Here is a 20338-nt window from a genome sequence, read left to right on the forward strand (position 1 = left end):
TGACAGTGATATCTGCGACCGCGGCATAATCCGGGCGATCGCATGACCCCCTGCCCGACGTCGCACAACTTCATCTCGCAGCGGTTGCGGCTCCACTACGTCGACTGGGGCAATCCCGATGCGCCGCCGCTGCTGCTACTCCACGGCGGGCGCGATCATTGCCGCAACTGGGACTGGGTTGCGACCGACCTCGCGCGCGATTGGCACGTCATCGCGCCCGACCTTCGCGGGCACGGCGACAGCGCGTGGTCGCCCGACGGCAATTACGGCATGGCGGCGTTCGTCTACGACCTCGCGCAGCTGATCCACGGCTTGAAGCTCGCGCCGCTAACGATCGTCGCGCACTCGCTCGGCGGCAATATCGCGCTGCGCTACACCGGGCTGTACCCGGACAATGTCGCGAAGATCGTCGCGATCGAAGGGCTTGGGCCGTCCCCGGCGATGCTTGCCAAGCGCGACGCGAAGACCTTCGACACCCGCCTGCGCGACTGGATCGACGAGGTCCGCGGCCTCAGCGCGCGCCAGCCGAAACGCTACGCCAGCGTCGCCGAGGCACTCGCCCGGATGATGGCGGAGAACAAGCATCTGAGCGAGGTGCAGGCGCGCCACCTCACCGCGCACGGCGTCCTGCAGAACGAGGATGGCAGCTATAGCTGGAAATTCGACAATTATATCCGCGGCTTCTCACCCGTAGACATGCCCTACGCCGACCTGCAGGCGCTGTGGGGGCGGATTACCTGCCCAACCTTGCTCGTCTACGGCGCCGAAAGCTGGGCCTCCAACCCGGCGGCCGACGGGCGGCTCGCGGCGTTCCGCAACGCCCGCGTCGAGCTGTTCGATCGCGCCGGCCACTGGGTCCACCACGACCGGACCGCGGATTTCATCGCATGCGTGCGGAGCTTTCTCAATGAGCGTCATCCGCGCGAAGGCGGGGACCCATCACCCACAATATCGGGTTGATGGGTCCCCGCCTTCGCGGGGATGACGGTAAAAATCGATGGCAGCATAATGCCGATGACGGCAAGATTTTGGGGAGAACAGACATGACCGACTTCACCGGCAGGACAGCGCTCGTGACCGGCGCGGGCAGCGGGATCGGGCGTGCCGCCGCGCGGTTGTTCGCGGCGCGCGGGGCGAATGTCGTCGCGTTCGACCTCACCGACGCGGTCCGCGCCACCGCCGACGGGCATGTCAACATCGTCGCGCTGACCGGCGACGCCGGGAACAAGACCGATGTCGATGCCGCCGTCGCGCGCGCGGTCGCCGACTTCGGCGGGCTCGATTTCGCCTTCGCCAATGCCGGGGTCGGCGGCGGGCTGGCGGCGTTCCTCGACCTCACCGTCGACGAATGGGAGCGCGTGCTGCGGGTCAATTTGATCGGCGTGTTCCTGACGATGCAGGCGGCGGCGCGGGTGATGGTTCCGGCGGGGCGCGGGTCGATCGTCGCCACCGCCTCGGTCGCGGGGATTCGCTCGGGCGCGGGCGGGATGCCGTACAGCGCGAGCAAGGCGGGGGTGATTAACCTCGTCGCCACCGCGGCGAACCAGCTTGCGGGCACCGGCGTACGGGTCAACGCGGTCTGCCCCGGGCTGACCGAGACCGGCATGACGCAGTTATGGTTCGACGGCGCCCGGGCGCGGGGAACCGAGCACAAGCTCGGCCAGCTCAACCCGCTCCGCCGCGCTGCCGCACCCGAGGAGATCGCCGAGGTCGCGCTGTTCCTCGCGTCGGACGCGGCGAGCTACATCAACGGCCAGGCGATCGCGGTCGATGGCGGCCTGTCAAGCTCGCACCCGACGGTGCCTGGGAAGATGGCCTAGGGCCGGCGCGACGCCGGAGCCAATCCGGGCGGAACGGGTTGAGCGGGTCACACCAACCGAGGACGATTCGATGAAGCTGATGATCGCCATGACCGCCGCCGCCGCGCTCGCCGCCGCTGCCGCTCCCGCCAGCGCGGGCTGCCTGACCGGGGCCGCGGTCGGTGGCACCGCCGGGCACTTCGCCGGGCATCACGCAGTCCTCGGCGCAGCGGCGGGCTGCGCCTACGGCCACCATCGCGCGGTCGTGGCGAAGCGGCAGGCGGCGGCTGCCGCAGCGGCGCAGCGCAATGCGAGCTATCAGCACGGCGCTGGCCCAGCGCATCAGTAAGGCGCGGCGATCGTTAAAAAAACGCTGTCCTACACCCTGTTAAGCCGCTTACTTTCGCGGCTCGACTCGACTGTCCACCGGGACAGAACCGCTCTTTCTCATTGCTGGCTTGTTCGAAGGAGACGACCTCCAAAGTCGTCATTCCCGCCTTCGCTGGGATGACGAGTGCGAGGGTACGGCAGTTGCTTCAACGAAAGTGCGTCTCGCACTTTAAGCGCGATGGTCGAAGAAGAAGACCAAAGGCGAAGGTCAGAGCGAAAATCAAAACACACGCTTTTGTGTGAACTTATTTTGAACTTAACCCCGGGCAGCCCTACAAATCAGTGGAAATCCCGTGACTTAGGCAAGACGCGGAGGTTGCGCGGGTGGCCGTGGGTCTGGGGGTAGCCCGGGTGGAGGTCCTCGACCGCGCGCGATTGCTCGGGCTCACAGTCGTGGGTTTCCGACAGCCGGTCGAGTTCTGCGCTGCGGTCCTCGACCCGGCTCGCCATCAGATGGATGACGCCCTCGGGGCTGCGCTGGAGTTCGCCCTCGACGAGCATCAATCGCGACGCCATGATGTTGCGGCGGTAGCGCTCGAACAGCCGCGCCCAGATGACGACGTTGGTCACCCCGGTCTCGTCCTCCAATGTCACGAAGATCGCATTGCCCTTGCCGGGGCGCTGGCGGACGAGGACGATTCCGGCGGTTTTAAGCAGGCGGCCGTTCTTCGCCCCTGAAGTCTCGGCGCAGCTCGCCACGCCCTCGGCGGCGAAGACCGGGCGGAGGAAGGCCATCGGGTGCGCCTTCAATGACAGGCGGATCGTCTGGTAATCGGCGGCGACCTGCTCGCCCGGGGTCATCGGCGGCAGTTCGGCGGCGGCCTCGACCCCGAGCTCGCGGGCATCCGCTGCGGCGAACAGCGGCAGCGTGCCGACAGGAGTCCGCCGCGCCTCCCATAGCGCCGTACGCCGGTCGAGCCCGATCGAGCGGCAGGCGTCGGCATCGGCGAGCAGGTTGAGCGCGCGCTGCGGCAGGTCGGCCCGCCGCGCCAGCTCCTCGATGCTGGCGAACGGCCGCGCGGCGGTCATCCGATCCGACCACACCTCTCGAAAGCCGCTGATCTGGCGCAGGCCGAGGCGGACCGCGAAACCGCCGCTGCTGCCATCGCGGTCGAGGCTGTTGTCCCAGTCGCTCGCGTTGATGTCGATCATGCGGACATCGACGCCGTGGGCGCGGGCGTCGCCGACGATCTGCGCCGGGGCGTAGAACCCCATCGGCTGGGCGTTGAGCAGCGCCGCCGCGAACACCGCCGGGTAGCGGCACTTGAGGTACGACGACACCCAAACCAGCCGGGCGAAGGCGAGCGCGTGGCTTTCGGGGAAGCCGTAGCTGCCGAACCCCTCGATCTGCTGGTAGCAGCGCCGCGCGAACGCCTCGTCATAGCCGCGCCGGACCATCCCGCCGACCATCTTCGTCTCGAACTGGTCCATCGTCCCGACGTTGCGGAAAGTCGCCATCGCCCGGCGCAACTGATTCGCCTCCGCCGGCGTGAACTCGGCGGCGACGATCGCGAGCTTCATCGCCTGCTCCTGAAACAGCGGCACCCCGAGCGTCTTGCCGAGCACCTCGCGCAACTCGTTCGGGTCGTGCGGCGGTGACGGCGAGGGATATTCGACCGCCTCACGCTTTTGCCGCCGCCGAAGATAGGGGTGGACCATGTCACCCTGGATCGGCCCCGGGCGGACGATCGCGACCTGGATGACGAGGTCGTAGAGTTCACGCGGACGCAGCCGCGGCAGCATGTTCATCTGCGCGCGGCTTTCGACCTGGAACACCCCGACGCTGTCGCCGAGGCACAGCATGTCATAGACGTCGGGGGCGTCGTCGGGGACGTTGTCGAGCGTGTATTGGCGGCCGATGTGGGTCGCGATCAGCGCGAACGCCTTGCGGATGCAGCTCAGCATGCCGAGCGCGAGGATGTCGACTTTCATCAGCCCGAGCGCGTCGATGTCGTCCTTGTCCCATTCGATGAAGGTGCGATCGGCCATCGCCGCATTGTGGATCGGCACCGTCTCGTCGAGCCGGTCCTCGGTCAGGACGAAGCCGCCGACGTGCTGCGACAGGTGCCGGGGGAACTTGAGGATCTGGCCGACGAAGTCGCCGAGCCGCGCGATCTCGGGGGCATCGGGGTCGAAGCCGGTCTCCTGCACGCGCTGGCGTTCGAGCTCGCTGGCGAAGCTGCCCCAGACCGTGCTTGTCAGGCGGCTGGTGACGTCCTCGGTTAGCCCGAGCGCCTTGCCGACCTCGCGCACTGCGCTGCGCGGGCGGTAGTGGATCACCGTCGCGGCGATGCCGGCACGCTCGCGGCCGTAGCGGCGGTAGACGTACTGCATCACCTCCTCGCGCCGCTCGTGCTCGAAGTCGACGTCGATGTCTGGGGGCTCTTTCCGCTCCTCGGAGACGAAGCGCGAGAACAACAGGCTATGCTTGGTCGGATCGACCGCGGTGATGCCGAGGACGAAGCAGATCACCGAATTCGCCGCCGACCCGCGCCCCTGGCACAGGATCCCCTGCCCTTGGGCGAAGGCGACGATGTCGTGGACGGTCAGGAAATACGCCGCGTACTGAAGCCTGGCGATCATCGCGAACTCGTCGGTGAGGAGCTTGGCGACCTTGTCCGGGATGCCGTCGGGCCAGCGCTTGGCGGCCTTGGTCAGCGTCAGTTCTTCGAGCCACGCTTGCGGCGTATATCCCGGCGGCACAGGCTCGTGCGGGTATTCGTAGCGCAGATCGTCGAGGGTGAAGGCGATGCGGTCGAGCAGCTTGCCCGTTTCGGCAAGCGCATCGGGGGCATCGGCGAACAGCCGCGCCATCTCGATTTCGGGCTTGAGATGGCGCTCGGCATTCGCCGCGAGGAGCCGCCCGGCATCGGCGATCGTCCGCTTTGTGGCGATACACGTCAGGATGTCGTGTAGCGGGCGCTGCGCCGGGGTGGCGTAGAGCGCATCGTTGACCGCGATCAGCGGCACACGTGCGGCAGCGGCGCGGTCGATCGCCGCGCGCAGCCGCCGCCGGTCGCGCCCGCCGCGCAGCATCGTCGCGCCGAGCCATACCCGACCGGGAGCGGCGCGGGCGAGGCGCGGCAGGATTGCCGCCGGATCGGGTCCGGGGAGGACGATCAGCATCAGGTCGTCTAGGTGATCGAGCAGGTCGGCGGCGAACAGGTGGCAGTCGCCTTTCACCGCGCGCAGGTTGCCGGTCGTCAGCAACCGCGTCAGCCGCCCCCAGCCGCGCCGCGTCGCCGGATAGACGATGATGTCGGGGGTTTCGTCGGCGAAGACTAGCCGCGCGCCGACGATGAGCTTGAAATCGGGCAGCTTGAAGTCGGGCGGCTTGTCGGGCTGCTGCTCCGCCGCCTCAAGCGCATCGCGCAACGCGACATGCGCGCGGACGACCCCGGCGACGGTGTTGCGGTCGGCAATGCCGATGCCGGTGTGGCCGAGTTCGAGCGCGGCGGCGACCATGTCGGACGGATGCGACGCGCCGTGGAGGAACGAGAAGTTCGTCGCGGCGGCGAGTTCGGCATAACCACTCACGCAAACAAGCCGTGGAGATACCATTCGGGTGCCGCGCGCTCGACGCCGTACAGGCCGTGGCGGAAGACCCAGAAACGCCGCCCGGCCTGGTCCTCGACGCGGTAATAATCGCGCGTCATCCCCGCTCCGCGCCGGTGCCGCCACCATTCGGCGGCGATCCGTTCGGGCCCCTCGGCACGCCGCACCTCGTGGAGCACGCGCCGCCAGCGAAAGCGAAACGGCGGGCCGTCGGGGACTTCGGCGATCGCTTCGATCCGCTGCGGCGGATCGAACAAATGGAGCGGACGCAGCGGCGGCTCGCCGGGCTCTGGGATCTGCCACGCGACCGGGGGCGCCGTGTCGGCGATCGGCAGGTCGAACGCCGCCTGTTCGGGGACATGACTATCGCCGGCTCGAAACCGCCGGACGCGCCCTTGGCCGAGCCGGATCGTCAGCCGGTCGATCAGCGCCGCAAGCTCGGCATCGGCGACCGCGCCGCCGTCGAGTTCGAGTTGCTGCGCGACCAGCGGCTCGGTTACCGGGACCGCGAGCCGGATCAGGTCGTAGCCGAAGCCCGGGTCGAGCGGATCGGCGAGCGTGCCGATCCGCTCGCGAAACAGCCGGGCGAGGACGCCGGCATCGCGCGTCGGCTGGCCAGTGTCGATCCATAGGCGCGCAACATGACCGTCGCTGCGGAACAGCGCCGCCTCGAACCGCCGCCCGCCGCGGCTGCGATCGGACAGCTCGGTCGCCGCGCGCCGCATCAGCTCGTCGAGCGACGAAAGGACGGTTTCGGTCATCGCCACCGGCTCGGCGAAGCGGGTCTCAACCGCGATCTCGGGCGGGTGGCGGCGCGGCGTGATCCGCGGGTCGGCCTCGCCGAGCAGGCGTTCGAGCGCGGTCGTCGTCGCCACGCCGAAGCGCGCCGCGAGCGGTCCGCGCGGCCGCCGGGCAAGGCTGGCGATCGTCTTGAGCCCGGCGCGACGCAGCGCCTGATGGATCTCGCCGTCGACCCGCAACGCTGCGACCGGCAGCGCGGCGACGGTTTTGGCCCTGAACGCCGCGAGCGCGTTCGCTGCATCGGGCGTATCAGCGAACGCGGCGGTCAGGCTCAACCCCTGCCGCTCGACCCGGCGGCGAAGATCGGCGGCGAGCCCCGCTTCGTCGCCGAACGGATGGACGCAGCCGGTAATGTCGATGACCATGCCGCGCGGCGGATCGGTCGCAACCATCGGCGAATAGCGGTCGCAGGCGTCGGCGAGCCAGTCGAGCAACGCCGTGTCGGCGGCGGGATCGTGCGCCACCGCGACCAGATCGGGGATACGCGCGCGTGCGTCGGTCAGCGTCAGTCCCGGCGCGATCCCGAGTGCCGCCGCCGCCGCATCGACCGCGGCGACGCGCATGGCACCACCGGCTTTCTCGACGAGGACAAAGGGTGTGTCACGCGGCGCGGCGCCGCTGCGTATCGCGCGTTCCGACGGCAGGAACGGCAGATACAGCGCGAGGTAGCGGCGCATCGCGAAAGGCTCGACGGTCACGGTCCCACTCCACCCGGGCCTCGAACCCGGCAATGCCGCCGCGATGCCGCAGCAGGTTGATGTCGAACGCCGGCTGTCCCGGCGCATTGGCGGCAAGTACGGCGGATGGCGCGGACGATACCGCCCACCGCGTTTCAGCAGCGCTCGGCACGGGCTGGGCACCACTGCGGAGGACGAGCGCCGTCACGCCCGACCGCGCGGCGGCGAAGGCGATGCGCCGCGATTCGGTCAGGCCGAACTCGGCAGCCTGTGCCCAAGGCTCGATGACGACGGTGCTGATCGCGGCGCATTTGACGGTGTCGGCAGCAGCCTGGAGGACGCCGCGCGTCGTATCGGCGTGGACGAGGATGATCGAATCGGGGTCGGCGCCAAGCTCGACCAGACCCGCGCCGTAAAGGCGTCCGGCTTCGCGGACGGTGCGCGCGTCGCGGACCCAGAAAACCGGCCGGTCCGGCGATGCGCGCAAAGCAAGCAACACAGCAAAACCGGCGGCGGCGGCGCTGTCGGCAGGCACAGCGGCGAACACCTCGTGCAATGCCGCGCGCAGCAGCCCCTTCCCGAGCCGCGCGTCTGCTAGGACGGCACCGGTCGTGAGTCGGGAAGGCGACTCGGGAGGGGAAGAGCGCACTAAGTTCATGTTATGTTCTATTTGCGGGACTCGTTTGGATCGAGTCAAGGCGACTCTCTGTCGGATCGACCATCGCGCTCGGGCACCGTCATCGAATTGCCACGCGAGAGTTGGGTCACAGGTTGTTTCAATAAGTCGCAGGTAGCGCTACCAAGCGCTCCATGACCAACGCCTCAGCATCCTCGCCCGTCCTGCTGCTGTTCGGGGCTACCGGCGACCTCGCCCATCGGATGCTGCTACCGTCGCTGTTCGGCCTCGACGCCGACGACTTCCTGCCCGAGGGCTTCCGTATTGTCGCGACCGCGCGGAGCGTGATGGATTCGGCAGCATACCGCGCCATCGCCGCCGAGGCGCTGGCGGCGCATGTCGACGCCGACCGGCTTCAACAGGCATTGGTTACGCGCTTCCTCGACCGAATCGATTATGTTGCGCTCGATGCGACGAAGGCCGATGGCTTCGGTGCTCTCGCGACCGCCGTCGGGTCGACGCAGAGCCTGTCGATCTTCCTGTCGACCGCGCCCTCGCTGTTCGGCTCGACGATTGCCGGGCTGGCCGCCGCGGGTCTTGCCGGGGCCAACGTCCGCCTCGCGCTCGAAAAGCCGCTCGGCCACGACCTTGCGTCGAGCCAGGCGATCAACGACCAGGTCGCGCACGTCTTCCCCGAGGAGCGGACCTTCCGCGTCGACCATTATCTCGGCAAGGAGACGGTGCAGAACCTGATCGCGCTGCGCTTCGGCAACGTCCTGTTCGAGCCACTGTGGAACGCCGCCGGGATCGATCACGTCCAGATCACCGTTTCGGAGACCGTCGGGCTCGAAAGCCGCGGCGATTATTACGACGGCATGGGCGCGCTGCGCGACATGGTGCAGAACCACATGCTGCAACTCGTGGCGCTCGTCGCGATGGAGCCGCCGGCGCGCTTCGACGCGGCGTCGGTTCGCGACGAAAAGGTCAAGGTCCTGCGCTCGCTCCGCCCGATCGATGCCGGCACGGTCGAGACGTGCAGCGTCGTCGGCCAGTATGGCGCGGGCGCGGCGGGCGGGCAGCCGGTGGCGGGCTATGCCGACGAGCTCGGCCGTCCGTCGAACACCGAGACCTTCGTCGCGTTGAAGGCGCATATCGACAATTGGCGGTGGAAGGGCGTCCCCTTCTACCTGCGGACCGGCAAGCGGCTCGCGACGCGACAGTCGGAGATCACGATCGAATTCAAGGCCGTGCCGCATTCGATCTTCGAGGGCGCCAAGGCGTCGGCCGACCTCAAGCCCAACCGGCTGATTATTCGCCTCCAGCCCGATGAGAATATCCGTCTGACGATCATGGCGAAAACCCCCGGCCTCGACCGCGACGGCCTTCACCTGCGCGAGGTGCCGCTCGACATCGGGCTGGCGAACGCCTTCGCCGACGTCCGCCGCCGGATCGCCTACGAGCGCCTGATGCTCGACTTGATCGGTGGCGACCCGACGCTGTTTGTCCGCCGCGACGAGGTCGAGGCGCAATGGACGTGGATCGACGCGATCCGCGATGGCTGGACCAAGAAAGGCATGACGCCGCGGCCATATGGTGCCGGGTCGTGGGGGCCGTCGGCGGCGATCGGCCTCGCCGAACGCGACGGGGTGAGCTGGCATGACTGACCTGCGCTGGGCGGCCGACGGCAGCGATGCCGCGGTCGTCGAGGCCGTCGCCGCAGTCGTTTCCCGGACCGGCCCGGTCACGTTGTGCCTGCCCGGCGGTTCGACCCCCGCCCCGATATTCACGAGCCTCGCCGCGATGCTGCTGCCGTGGGACAAGGTGACGATCATGCCGGGCGATGAGCGCCGCGTGCCGCACGACCATCCCGCGAGCAATGTCGGCCAGTTGCGCGCGGCGTTCGGCGCGACGGGCGCGACGATCGAGCCGCTGTCGCCCGACCTGCCGGTGCCGCGCTTCGACCTTATCTGGCTGGGTATGGGCGGCGACGGGCATGTCGCGTCGCTGTTCCCCAGCGCCAATCCCGATCCCGCCGCAGCTCCCGCAGTGATCGACGTCACCCCTGAGCCGCTGCCGCCCGAAGCGCCGTTCGACCGGCTGACGCTCAACCTCGCCGCGATCGCCGACAGCGCCGCGGTCATGCTTGTCATCCGCGGGGCGGCGAAGCGGTCGCTCCTCGAAGCCGCTGCCGCCGGAGCCAACGACCTGCCGGTCGCGCGGCTGCTCAGGCTCGCCCCCGTCACCGCGTTCTGGAGCCCGGCATGACCCTCCACCCGACCGTCGCCGCCGTCACCGACCGCATCATCGAGCGCAGCCGCGCTGGGCGGGCGGCGTATCTCGCGCTGATCGACCGCGAGGCCGACCGCGGACTCGACCGGCCAGCGTTGTCGTGCGGTAACCTCGCGCACGGCTTCGCTGCCGCCGAAGGCGACAAAGCGGCGATCCGCGGCGGCCGCGCGATGAATATCGGCATCGTCACCGCGTACAACGACATGCTGTCGGCGCATCAGCCGTACGGGCGCTACCCTGAACAGATCAAGATTTTCGCGCGCGAGGCGGGGGCGACGGCGCAGGTCGCGGGCGGAGTCCCGGCGATGTGCGACGGCGTCACCCAGGGGCAGGTCGGAATGGAGTTGTCGCTGTTCAGCCGCGACACGATCGCGCTGTCGACCGCGGTCGCCTTGAGCCACGGCATGTTCGAAGGCGTCGCGCTGCTTGGCATCTGCGACAAGATCGTCCCCGGGCTGCTGATCGGCGCGCTGCGCTTCGGGCACCTGCCGACGATCCTGATCCCGGCCGGGCCGATGCCGTCGGGGCTGCCGAACAAGGAAAAGGCGCGCGTCCGCCAGCTGTTCGCCGAGGGCAAGGCGACCAAGGCCGAGCTGCTCGATGCCGAGGCGGCGAGCTATCATTCGCCGGGCACCTGCACCTTCTACGGCACGGCGAATTCGAACCAGATGATGATGGAGGTCATGGGTCTCCACGTTCCGGGAGCCGCCTTCGTCAATCCCGGGACCAAGCTGCGGCAAGAGCTGACCCGCGCCGCGATCCACCGTCTCGCCGCGGTCGGCCATGGCGGCAACGATTATCGTCCGCTCGGGCGCTGCATCGACGAGCGCGCGATCGTCAACGCTGCCGTCGGCCTGCTCGCGACGGGCGGGTCGACCAACCACGCGATCCATCTGCCCGCGATCGCGCGCGCCGCCGGGATCGTCATCGACTGGGAAGATCTCGACAAGCTGTCGTCGGTCGTGCCGCTGATCGCGCGGATCTATCCGAGCGGCGACGGCGACGTGAACCGCTTCCATGCAGCCGGGGGCATGGCCTTCACCATCCGCACCTTGCGCGACGCTGGCCTGCTCCACGACGTCGTGACGATGGCGAACGGGATCGAGGATTATGCTCGCGAGCCGGTCCTCGACGGCGAAGCATTGGTCTGGCGCAGCGCCCCCGTCGAGTCGCGCGACCCGGTCATTCTGCGCAGCGCGGCCAGCCCGTTCGCGCCCGAGGGCGGGATGCGGCTGGTCGAGGGCAACCTCGGCCGCGCGACGTTCAAGACGAGTGCGGTAGTTCCCGAGCGCTGGACGATCGAGGCCCCCGCGCGGGTTTTCTCCGACCAGAACGACGTCGTCACCGCGTTCAAGGCGGGCGAGCTCGACCGCGACGTCGTCGTCGTTGTCCGCTTCCAGGGCCCCCGCGCCAACGGCATGCCCGAGCTTCACAAACTGGTTCCGGCGCTCGGCGTCCTCCAGGATCGCGGCTTCCGCGTCGCACTCGTCACCGACGGCCGCATGTCGGGGGCGAGCGGCAAGGTGCCCGCAGCGATTCATGTGCACCCCGAGGCGGCACTCGGTGGGCCGCTCGCGCGGATCGAGGACGGCGACGTCGTCCGGCTGTGCGGGGTCGACGGGACGCTCGCGGTCGAGGTCGATGCGGCGATCCTCGCGGCGCGAACCCCGGCGACGATGCCTCCTCCAGCCATCGGCACCGGCCGCGAGCTGTTCGCGATGATGCGCGCCGGCAGCGACGATGCCGAGCATGGCGCGTCGGCGATGCTGGCAGCGGCGGGGCTGTAGTGGAGGTCGTCGCAGCCGATATCGGCGGCACTCACGCCCGTTTTGCGATCGCCGAAGTCACCGGCGGACGTGTCGTCGCGATGAGTTCCGAAGTCACGATGAAGGCAAGCGAGCACGCCAGCCTCCAGCTGGCGTGGCACGCCTTCGCCGCGGCGATCGGCCGCCCGCTGCCCCGCGCCGCTGCGATTGCTGTCGCCTGCCCCGTCGGCGGCGACGTCCTCAAGCTGACCAACAACCCGTGGATCATCCGTCCGGCGCTGATCCCTGAAAAGCTCGAAGTCGACAGCTATTCGCTGTGCAACGACTTCGTCGCGGTCGCCCACGCCGTCGCCACGCTCGGTGAGGAGGGCGTCGCGCATCTGTGCGGTCCGGACCTGCCGCTGCCGCGCGACGGCGTCGTCAGCATCGTCGGTCCCGGGACCGGGCTCGGCGTTGCCATGCTGGTCGGGTCGGCGAGCGGTTACCGAGTCGTCGGCACCGAGGGCGGGCACCCCGATTTCGCGCCGCTCGACAGTATCGAGGACGCTTTGCTCCGCCGCCTCCGCGCGCGCCACAACCGCGTCTCGGTCGAGCGCGTCGTCGCCGGGCCGGGACTGTCGGCGATCTACAAGACCCTCGCCGAGATCGAGGGTGTGACGACCCCCGACCTGACCGACCAGGCGCTGTGGACTTCGGCGCTGGCCGGACAGGACCCGCTCGCCGCCGCCGCGCTCGACCGGTTCTGCCTCAGCCTCGGCGCGGTCGCGGGCGATATCGCGCTGACGCAGGGCGGCTTCGGCGGGGTCGTCATCGCCGGCGGCCTCGGCCTGCGGCTCGCCGGCCACCTGCCGCAGTCAGGGTTCCGCCAGCGCTTTGTCGCCAAGGGCCGCTTCGAGACATTAATGGCGTCGATTCCGGTCAAGTTGCTCACCTATCCCCAGCCCGGCCTCTACGGCGCCGCCGCCGCCTTCGCGCAGGAGCACGACACATGAACATCGACGCCGTGATGCGGCTCGCCCCGGTCATTCCGGTAATCGTCATCGACGATGCCGCGCGGGCACGTCCACTGGCCGAGGCGCTCGTAGCAGCGGGTCACCGCGCGCTCGAGGTGACGCTGCGGACTCCCGCTGCGTTTGAGGCAATCGCCGAGATGGCAAAGGTCGAAGGCGCGGTCGTCGGGGCCGGCACCGTTCTCGACGAAGCCCAACTCGATCGTGCGATCGCCGCCGGTGCGCGCTTCATTGTCTCGCCCGGACTGACCGAGCGTGTCGGCCGCGCGGCGATCGAGCGCGGCATCGCCTTCCTGCCCGGCATCGCTACCGCCGCCGATATCATGCGCGGGCTCGATATGGGCCTCGACCGCTTCAAGTTCTTCCCAGCGGTCGCGAGCGGCGGCATCCCGGCGCTCAAGGCACTGTCCGCGCCGTTCGGCATGGCGCGCTTTTGCCCGACCGGCGGCATCACCGAAGCCACCGCTCCCGACTGGCTCGCGCTGCCATCGGTTGTCTGCGTCGGCGGGTCGTGGATGACCGCGCCCGCCTAATCGGCCGAGCGCAGCTTACCGGCTCGATTGGACCGCAGGGAAGTCGGCCTCGGTCACGAGCGATGCATCCCCGGCGAAATGTCCGACGGCGACCCGGCGCGGGCCGCCATCCATCGCCCAGCCCGGGCCGGCGGGATCGAAGCGGGCGAGGGTCCGCGGCTCGATCTTCACGGTGGCGCGCCGCGTCTGGCCGGGCGCGAGGGTGACCCGACTCCAGCCCGCGAGGCGATCGGTCCTGACGCCGGCGCTGCTCGTCGCCGCGACATAGACCTGCGCGACGTCGCTTCCGGAGCGCTTGCCGGTATTGGTCACGTCGAAGCTGATCGTGGACGACTTGGGGTCCACTTTCAGCCCAGTGTAGCGAAACTGCGTGTACGACAGGCCGTAGCCGAATGGGAACGCGGGGCGCAGCTTCTGCCGCTGATACCAGCGGTAACCGACATCGGCGCCTTCGACATAGTCGACCGGAAACGACGCGAGATCACCCTTCTCCCCGGCGGCCCTGAGCGCGCCTAGGCCAAGCGCGACCGGACGGGGAGCATCCTCGGTACGGGCAGGAAAGCTAATCGGCAGGCGCCCGGCTGGATTGACGCCGCCAAGGATCAGCCGGGCGATCGCCTCGCCGCCGCGCTGCCCTGAATACCAGGCTTCGAGGACCGCCGGGACGCGGTCGAGCCACGGCATCAAGACGGGGCCGCCGGTTTCGAGCACGACGAGGGTCCGCCGGTTTGCCGCCGCGACGGCATCGATCAGAGCATCTTGCTTGTCTGGCAGCGCCAGCGTTTTGGCGTCAACTGCCTCGGTCTGCCATTGCGTCGCAAAGACGATCGCGAGGTCGGCATCGCGCGCAGCGGCTGCGGCCGCCGCCGGATCGTTGCCGTCGACATAGGTGATCGTCGCGCCGGGCAGGGCTGCGCGCAAGGCGAGCAGGGGCGATGACGCGTGCCATGTCACCCGCGCAAACGATGCCGCGGCCCCCGATTTCAACGGTATTTCGACCGGTGCTCCGCCCACCGAACGGACCTGCGACGAGCCGCCGCCGGACAGCACACCGACATCGGCATGGCCGCCGATCAGCACGATGCGCCGAGTGGTCCGGGCAAGCGGCAGCAGGTCGCCATTGTTCTTGAGCAGGACCGCCCCTTCCTCCGCCGCACGCTGGGCAACGGCAGCATGCGCGGCATAATCGATCGGCTGCGGCGACGCCGGTGCGGGATGATCGATCAGGCCGGTGTCGATCACCCCGTAAAGGATCCGCGTCACCATGTCGTCGAGCCGAGTTGCGGGAACACGCCCGGCTGCGATCGCGTCCCTGAGCGCGGTCCCGAAATACACCGCTTTGTCGAGTTCCTGCCCCGACTCCTGGTCGAGCCCGGCGAGCGCCGCCTTGTCGGTCGAATGGACCGCCCCCCAGTCCGACATCACCCAGCCGCGATAGCCCCAGTCGTTCTTGAGCACCCCGGTCAGCAACGCCGCGTTCTCGCAGGCATAGTCGCCGTTGATCCGGTTATACGCGCACATCACCGACCCCGGATGGCCGCGTTCGATCGCGAGCTGGAAGGCGAGCAGGTCGCTTTCTTTGAGCGCCGCAGGGTCGATCCGGGCGTCGAGCACCGTTCTTCCTGTTTCCTGCGAGTTGAGCACATAGTGCTTGATCGTCGAGACGATGTGGTTGCTTTGAACGCCGCGGATCGCTTCTCCCGCCATCGTTCCGGCAAGCAGCGGATCCTCACCGAGATATTCGAAGTTGCGCCCGTTCCACGGATCGCGCGTCAAATTGACTCCGCCAGCGAGCAACACGTTGAAAGTCTTGGCGCGCGCCTCGGCGCCGATCATCGCCCCGCCGGCATACGCGAGATCGGGATCGAAACTTGCGGCCGTGGCGAGCCCGGCCGGAAGCGCAGTAGCGACGTCGCCCTTGCGCTGCTCGATCTGATTGGCGACCCCAAGGCTCGCGTCGCTCTCGCGCAGCGTCGGGATGCCGAGCCGCGGAATGCCGAGAATATGCCCCGCCGACGGCGTCATCGAGATCGGCGGAACCGGCTTGGCCAGTGGTGGGAAATAGCCGTGGACGAGGGCAAGCTTTTCCGCGGTCGTCATCTTCACGACCAGCGCAACCGCGCGGTCCTGGACGGCGTCGGCTTGGGCCAACGACGGCATGGTGAGGGTTACAGCACCAGTCGTGACCAATGCCGCTATCGAAAATGCCTTCATCGACCGGTCCCCGTTCGTTTGTCGCCTACAGCGGTAATCGATCATCAAAGCTTTGACGACAGTCTGCTTTTGCCGAATCATAAGCTCAGTTTTGCGGTTCCGGGAGGGAAGAGTGTGATTCGCCGATCGATCGTGCTGAGTACGCTCGTCGCTGCAGGATTGCCGGGAAATGCCGTCGCGCTGACGCCTCACGCCGACCAGCCCCCGGTGGCCGAATTTGTGTTTGAGGAGGTGGTGACGCTCGCGATTGATGTAAAAGTCGGCGAGACGCCGCTGGGTGGACGGAACATTGTGCCGATCACGGGCGGGACCTTCGAGGGCCCCCGGCTTCGCGGGACGATTATGCCCGGAGGCTGGGACTGGCAGCTTGCGACGACTGGCGGCTGCTTCAAGCTCGAAGCCAATTACATGCTCCGCACCGATGACGGCGCGGTCATCAACATCGCCAATAAAGGTACCTCATGCCGCGATCTCGCCGAACCGGGCGCGCGGCTGATCACCGTACCGACCTTCGAAGCACCTCTCGGACGCTATGCGTGGCTGAACGACGGCGCATATTGGGGGACGCTCGAGGGCACGAAGGTTGAAGGAAAGCCTGCGGTGCGCATAAGGATATACAAAGCGCGGTAGCGCGCTGCTGGATGGTTGTCCGGGCTGCGAAGCTGCAGCCTGAGTGACGCACCCGCGCCTTTGACTTGCTGCCTGGGGCAGGGCGGCGCATGTGGCGGCGCGCGCTTGCCGCTGGCAAACTGGAGAGCGGACATGGATCGACCGCAAACCGGCAGCCCTGGAGCTGAGCGCGCCACCGCCGTGTTGCGCGTGCTGGCAGTGCTTGCCGCATTCGGCGTGACCGGGTGCAGCTCGGTCGTGCTCGATCCGAAAGGGCCGGTCGGGTCGGCCGAGACTATCATCCTGTACAACGCGCTCGCGATCATGCTCGCCATCGTCGTGCCGACGATCGTCGCGACGCTGGTGGTGGCGTGGTGGTTCAGGGCGTCGAACACGCGCGCGAAATATCGCCCTGAATGGGTGTTCTCCGGACGGATCGAGCTCGTCGTCTGGTCGATCCCGCTGATGGTCATCCTTCTGCTCAGCGGCGTGATCTGGAGCGGGTCGCACGCGCTCGATCCGGCGCAGCCGCTCCGCTCGACGGTCAAGCCGCTCGAGGTCGAGGTCGTGTCGCTCGATTGGAAATGGCTGTTCATCTATCCGGCACAGGGCGTCGCCGCGGTCAACGACCTCGTCGTGCCGGCCGGCACCCCGGTCCATTTCCGGCTGACCTCGGCGAGCGTGATGAGCGCGTTCTTCGTGCCGCAGCTCGGCAGCATGATCTACACAATGAACGGCATGGCGACCCAGCTCAACCTGATGGCCGATCGCCCGGGCGACTTCGACGGACGATCGTCGCACTATAATGGCGACGGCTTCCCGGGGATGCATTTCAAGCTGCACGCGGTCACGCCCGAGCAGTTTGCCCAATGGGCCGCGACGGCAGGGCGCGGGACGACCGTGCTCGACGCGGCGGCGTATCAGCAATTGGCGCGGCAGAGCATCGACAACGAGCCGCTCGTCTACGCCCGGGCGGCACCGGGCCTGTTCGACGACATCGTGCGGCAAAAGCTGCCGCCGGGTCCGGGGCCAAAAGCCGATACCGCGTCCCCGCGCGAGGAGATCAAGCATGCTGGGTAGACTGTCATGGGCGGCGATTCCGCTCGACTCGCCACTGCCGATCTTCGCGTCGCTCGTCGTCGGCCTCATCATCCTCGGCGTCATCGGCTGGGTCGTGGTGAAGGGGTACTTCCCGTATATTTGGGATGAGTGGATCACCAGCGTCGACCATAAGCGGATCGGCGTGATGTATACCCTGCTTGCGCTCGTCATGCTGCTGCGCGGGTTCACCGATGCGATAATGATGCGGGCGCAGCAGGCGATGGCGCTCAACGCGCCCGGCTACCTGCCACCCGAGCATTACGACCAGGTCTTCTCGTCGCACGGCACGATCATGATCTTCTTCGTCGCGATGCCGTTCATGATCGGGCTGATGAACTTCGTCGTGCCGCTGCAACTCGGCATCCGCGACGTCGCTTTCCCGACGCTCAACTCGGTCAGCTTCTGGCTGACCGCGACCGGCGCGTTGCTGGTCAACATCTCGCTCGTCGTCGGCGAATTCGCTCGCACCGGCTGGCTGCCGTATCCGCCGCTGTCGGAACTCGCGTATTCGCCGGGGGTCGGGGTCGATTATTATCTATGGGCGCTACAGATATCAGGCATCGGGACGCTGTTGTCCGGCATCAACCTCGTGACGACGATCCTCAAGACCCGTGCGCCGGGGATGGGGCTGATGCGGATGCCGATGTTCTGCTGGACGTCGCTCGCGTCGAACCTGCTGATCATTGCGGCGTTTCCGATCCTGACCGCGACGCTCGCGATGCTCCTGCTCGACCGCTACCTCGGCTTTCACTTCTTCACCAACGAAGCCGGCGGCAACGTCATGATGTTCATGAACCTGATCTGGGCATGGGGCCACCCCGAGGTCTACATCCTGATCCTGCCCGCGTTCGGCATCTTTTCCGAAGTCATCGCGACGTTTTCGAGCAAGCCGCTGTTCGGCTACCGTTCGATGGTGCTCGCGACGATGGTGATCTGCATCTTCGCCTTCACCGTCTGGCTCCATCACTTCTTCACGATGGGAGCGGGAGCGAACGTCAATGCCTTCTTCGGGATCATGACGACGATCATCGCGGTCCCGACCGGGGTCAAGGTGTTCAACTGGATGTTCACGATGTACGGCGGCCGCCTCCGCTACGAGCCCCCGCTATTATGGGCGGTCGGGTTCATCATCACCTTCGTGATCGGCGGCATGACAGGCGTTTTGCTCGCGCTACCGCCGGTCGACTTCCTGCTCCACAACAGCCTGTTCCTCGTCGCGCACTTCCACAATGTCATCATCGGCGGCGTGCTGTTTGGCGGCTTTGCCGGCTACAACTACTGGTTCCCCAAGGCGTTCGGTTTCAAGCTTCATGCCGGGCTCGGCAAGGCGGCGTTCTGGTTCTGGCTGGTCGGCTTTTATGTCGCGTTCATGCCTCTGTATGTCCTTGGCTTCCTCGGCATGACCCGGCGGATGCAGCATTACGACGTTCCGGCTTGGCGTCCGTGGCTACTCGTCGCGGGCGCCGGAGCCGGGCTGATCGCGATCGGCATCGTCCTGATGATTGCCCAGCTCGTCGTCAGCATCCGGCGGCGTGAGGCGCTGCGCGATACGACTGGCGACCCGTGGGACGGTCGGACACTCGAATGGGCGACGACCTCGCCGCCGCCGAGTTATAATTTCGCGGTCCTGCCCGAAGTCTCCGGCGAGGATGCCTATTGGGCAATGAAGCAGCACGCGCGCGAAGACACGCCGCCAGTGCTCGCTGCCTTCGTGATGCCGCGGAACACGGCGACCGGCATCGTCTGCGCGTTCTTCGCGACGGTGATGGGCTTTGCGCTGATCTGGCACATATGGTGGATGGTCATCCTCGGCGGGCTCGGCGCATTCGCCACCTTCGTTGTCTTCGCGTGGCGCGATCAGACCGAGGAAGAGATTTCCGTCGCGGAACTGAAGCAGCGGGAACAGGCGTCACGTGCATCGCGCCGCAGCACGCTCGTGGGAGAAGTCGCGTGAGTGCCGCTACGGCAACCGCCGCCGGCGATGTACCCGAAGGCGGTGTCGCCCCGGTCCGCATCGTCGTCGCGTACGGCTTCTGGATCTTCCTCGTCAGCGATATCATCATGTTCGCCGGCTTCTTCGCCGCTTATGCGGTGCTGTCGGGCGCGACCGCAGGCGGGCCGAGCGGACGCCAGCTGTTCGACCTGCAGACGACCGCGATCGAGACCGGCTGCCTGCTGGTGTCGAGCTTCACCTGCGGCCTTGCCAGCATCGCCGCCGATGTCCGCAACAAACTCTGGTTTACCGTCGCGATGGCGGCGACCTTCGTGCTCGGGGCGACGTTTGTCGGCATCGAGGTCAACGAGCTGTCGCAGCTGGTCGCACGCGGCGCTGGCCCCGATCGCAGCGCCTTCCTGTCGGCGCTGTTCGCGCTGGTCGGCTGCCACGGGCTCCACGTCACGATCGGGCTACTGTGGCTGCTGACGATGGTCGCGCAGGTCTTCGCCAAGGGCTTCCGCGAGGATATCATGCACCGCATCCTGTGCTTCACGCTGTTCTGGCACGCGCTCGACATCATCTGGGTGGCGCTGTTTACCGTAGTGTATCTGCTCGGAGTTGCCACATGAACGGGCCGCAGCGCAGAAAGCCGGAAACAGCGCCCGGCGACAAGCGGCCTGAAGCCAGTGACGTCGGCAGCGCCGTGCGGGGCTACGCTATAGGCCTGGTGCTCGCCGTCGGGATGACTGCAGTCTCCTTCTATATCGTCCACAGCCCGCTGATCTGGACGCCGGGGATCCCGATGGGCCTCATCGTGCTGGCGATCGCGCAGATGGGCGTCCACCTCGTGTTCTTTCTTCACGTCAACACCGGCCCCGACAGCACCAATACGACATTGGCGCTCGCGTTCGGACTGTTGATCGTGTTCCTGATCATTGCCGGGTCATTGTTCATCATGACCAATCTGAATCACAACATGCTCCCGATGGATCAGGTCATGCAGATGCAGCGATAGACCGGCTGCGCAGCGACGCCTCGTTCA

The 20338-nt window shown here is 67.6% G+C and carries 17 protein-coding genes; 13 read left to right on the forward strand and 4 right to left on the reverse strand.

Annotation, left to right across the window (positions count from 1 at the left end; genetic code table 11):
• The first annotated feature begins 42 nt into the window (after positions 1 to 42).
• The 3 genes from KTC28_RS06035 to KTC28_RS06045 all read left to right on the forward strand — a co-directional run bounded on the left by KTC28_RS06035 (position 43) and on the right by KTC28_RS06045 (position 2148).
• Complete coding sequence (locus tag KTC28_RS06035; RefSeq protein ID WP_216709475.1) at positions 43 to 960, forward strand: alpha/beta fold hydrolase; 918 nt, start codon at positions 43 to 45, stop codon at positions 958 to 960.
• 83 nt (positions 961 to 1043) lie between these two features.
• Positions 1044 to 1820, forward strand: a complete 777-nt coding sequence (locus KTC28_RS06040) for an SDR family NAD(P)-dependent oxidoreductase (protein WP_216709474.1) — start codon at positions 1044 to 1046, stop codon at positions 1818 to 1820.
• 70 nt (positions 1821 to 1890) lie between these two features.
• Complete coding sequence (locus KTC28_RS06045; protein ID WP_216709473.1) at positions 1891 to 2148, forward strand: hypothetical protein; 258 nt, start codon at positions 1891 to 1893, stop codon at positions 2146 to 2148.
• Positions 2149 to 2468: 320 nt separating this feature from the next.
• On the opposite strand, the gene KTC28_RS06050 is transcribed toward KTC28_RS06045, so the two are convergent.
• The 3 genes from KTC28_RS06050 to KTC28_RS22710 are packed head-to-tail and all read right to left on the reverse strand — an operon-like array spanning position 2469 to position 7880.
• Positions 2469 to 5750 carry an error-prone DNA polymerase gene (locus tag KTC28_RS06050; RefSeq protein WP_216709472.1) on the reverse strand — a complete coding sequence of 1094 codons (3282 nt, stop codon included), beginning with the start codon at positions 5748 to 5750 and terminating at the stop codon, positions 2469 to 2471.
• Positions 5723 to 7222 (reverse strand): Y-family DNA polymerase, encoded by a 1500-nt coding sequence (locus tag KTC28_RS06055; RefSeq protein WP_255602418.1) that lies wholly within the window; start codon positions 7220 to 7222, stop codon positions 5723 to 5725. Before KTC28_RS06055 ends, KTC28_RS06050 begins: the two co-directional genes overlap by 28 nt.
• On the reverse strand, positions 7146 to 7880 hold the full coding sequence (locus tag KTC28_RS22710; RefSeq protein WP_255602315.1) for an ImuA family protein: 735 nt from the start codon (positions 7878 to 7880) through the stop codon (positions 7146 to 7148). Before KTC28_RS22710 ends, KTC28_RS06055 begins: the two co-directional genes overlap by 77 nt.
• Before the next feature lie 152 nt (positions 7881 to 8032).
• On the opposite strand from KTC28_RS22710, the gene zwf reads away from it, so the two are divergent.
• From zwf to eda, 5 genes are read left to right on the forward strand one after another with little or no spacing between them, the layout of a single operon-like run.
• Positions 8033 to 9502 carry a glucose-6-phosphate dehydrogenase gene (zwf, locus tag KTC28_RS06060; RefSeq protein ID WP_216709470.1) on the forward strand — a complete coding sequence of 490 codons (1470 nt, stop codon included), beginning with the start codon at positions 8033 to 8035 and terminating at the stop codon, positions 9500 to 9502.
• Positions 9495 to 10103, forward strand: coding sequence for a 6-phosphogluconolactonase (locus tag KTC28_RS06065; RefSeq protein ID WP_216709469.1), 609 nt, complete (start codon positions 9495 to 9497; stop codon positions 10101 to 10103). The genes zwf and KTC28_RS06065 overlap by 8 nt, the downstream gene beginning before the upstream one ends.
• Complete coding sequence (gene edd, locus KTC28_RS06070; RefSeq protein ID WP_216709468.1) at positions 10100 to 11914, forward strand: phosphogluconate dehydratase; 1815 nt, start codon at positions 10100 to 10102, stop codon at positions 11912 to 11914. Before KTC28_RS06065 ends, edd begins: the two co-directional genes overlap by 4 nt.
• Positions 11914 to 12885, forward strand: coding sequence for a glucokinase (gene glk / locus KTC28_RS06075; protein ID WP_216709467.1), 972 nt, complete (start codon positions 11914 to 11916; stop codon positions 12883 to 12885). Before edd ends, glk begins: the two co-directional genes overlap by 1 nt.
• A complete protein-coding gene (gene eda / locus KTC28_RS06080; RefSeq protein WP_216709466.1) occupies positions 12882 to 13436 on the forward strand; it encodes a bifunctional 4-hydroxy-2-oxoglutarate aldolase/2-dehydro-3-deoxy-phosphogluconate aldolase in 555 nt (184 codons plus the stop codon). Before glk ends, eda begins: the two co-directional genes overlap by 4 nt.
• A 15-nt stretch (positions 13437 to 13451) precedes the next feature.
• Here eda and KTC28_RS06085 read toward each other — a convergent pair whose 3' ends face one another.
• Entirely contained in the window at positions 13452 to 15596 is a 2145-nt protein-coding gene (locus KTC28_RS06085) for a beta-glucosidase (RefSeq protein WP_255602317.1), read from the reverse strand.
• On the opposite strand from KTC28_RS06085, the gene KTC28_RS06090 reads away from it, so the two are divergent.
• From KTC28_RS06090 to cyoD, 5 genes are all read left to right on the forward strand, one after another.
• Complete coding sequence (locus KTC28_RS06090) at positions 15504 to 16280, forward strand: DUF3237 domain-containing protein (protein WP_255602318.1); 777 nt, start codon at positions 15504 to 15506, stop codon at positions 16278 to 16280. The two genes, KTC28_RS06085 and KTC28_RS06090, sit on opposite strands and share 93 nt — an antisense overlap.
• 132 nt (positions 16281 to 16412) lie before the next feature.
• Entirely contained in the window at positions 16413 to 17339 is a 927-nt protein-coding gene (gene cyoA / locus KTC28_RS06095; protein WP_216709463.1) for a ubiquinol oxidase subunit II, read from the forward strand.
• Positions 17329 to 19314: a cytochrome o ubiquinol oxidase subunit I gene (cyoB, locus tag KTC28_RS06100; RefSeq protein ID WP_216709462.1), complete on the forward strand. Its 1986-nt coding sequence runs from the start codon at positions 17329 to 17331 to the stop codon at positions 19312 to 19314. Before cyoA ends, cyoB begins: the two co-directional genes overlap by 11 nt.
• Positions 19311 to 19925 (forward strand): cytochrome (ubi)quinol oxidase subunit III, encoded by a 615-nt coding sequence (locus KTC28_RS06105; protein WP_255602320.1) that lies wholly within the window; start codon positions 19311 to 19313, stop codon positions 19923 to 19925. Before cyoB ends, KTC28_RS06105 begins: the two co-directional genes overlap by 4 nt.
• Entirely contained in the window at positions 19922 to 20311 is a 390-nt protein-coding gene (gene cyoD / locus KTC28_RS06110; RefSeq protein ID WP_216709461.1) for a cytochrome o ubiquinol oxidase subunit IV, read from the forward strand. The genes KTC28_RS06105 and cyoD overlap by 4 nt, the downstream gene beginning before the upstream one ends.
• The last annotated feature ends 27 nt before the right edge of the window (positions 20312 to 20338 follow it).

The sequence above is a fragment of the Polymorphobacter megasporae genome (assembly GCF_018982885.2).
Classification (GTDB): domain Bacteria; phylum Pseudomonadota; class Alphaproteobacteria; order Sphingomonadales; family Sphingomonadaceae; genus Polymorphobacter_B; species Polymorphobacter_B megasporae.

Bases quoted from the DNA above. Each gene is read 5' to 3' on its own strand.
- cyoA (WP_216709463.1), top strand. From the start codon at position 16,413: ATGGATCGACCGCAAACCGGCAGCCCTGGAGCTGAGCGCGCCACCGCC.
- KTC28_RS06040 (WP_216709474.1), top strand. From the start codon at position 1,044: ATGACCGACTTCACCGGCAGGACAGCGCTCGTGACCGGCGCGGGCAGC.
- KTC28_RS06055 (WP_255602418.1), bottom strand. From the start codon at position 7,222: ATGCGCCGCTACCTCGCGCTGTATCTGCCGTTCCTGCCGTCGGAACGC.
- KTC28_RS06035 (WP_216709475.1), top strand. From the start codon at position 43: ATGACCCCCTGCCCGACGTCGCACAACTTCATCTCGCAGCGGTTGCGG.
- KTC28_RS06065 (WP_216709469.1), top strand. From the start codon at position 9,495: ATGACTGACCTGCGCTGGGCGGCCGACGGCAGCGATGCCGCGGTCGTC.
- KTC28_RS06045 (WP_216709473.1), top strand. From the start codon at position 1,891: ATGAAGCTGATGATCGCCATGACCGCCGCCGCCGCGCTCGCCGCCGCT.
- KTC28_RS06085 (WP_255602317.1), bottom strand. From the start codon at position 15,596: ATGCCGTCGTTGGCCCAAGCCGACGCCGTCCAGGACCGCGCGGTTGCG.
- edd (WP_216709468.1), top strand. From the start codon at position 10,100: ATGACCCTCCACCCGACCGTCGCCGCCGTCACCGACCGCATCATCGAG.
- cyoD (WP_216709461.1), top strand. From the start codon at position 19,922: ATGAACGGGCCGCAGCGCAGAAAGCCGGAAACAGCGCCCGGCGACAAG.
- zwf (WP_216709470.1), top strand. From the start codon at position 8,033: ATGACCAACGCCTCAGCATCCTCGCCCGTCCTGCTGCTGTTCGGGGCT.
- eda (WP_216709466.1), top strand. From the start codon at position 12,882: ATGAACATCGACGCCGTGATGCGGCTCGCCCCGGTCATTCCGGTAATC.
- KTC28_RS22710 (WP_255602315.1), bottom strand. From the start codon at position 7,880: ATGAACTTAGTGCGCTCTTCCCCTCCCGAGTCGCCTTCCCGACTCACG.
- KTC28_RS06050 (WP_216709472.1), bottom strand. From the start codon at position 5,750: ATGGTATCTCCACGGCTTGTTTGCGTGAGTGGTTATGCCGAACTCGCC.
- cyoB (WP_216709462.1), top strand. From the start codon at position 17,329: ATGCTGGGTAGACTGTCATGGGCGGCGATTCCGCTCGACTCGCCACTG.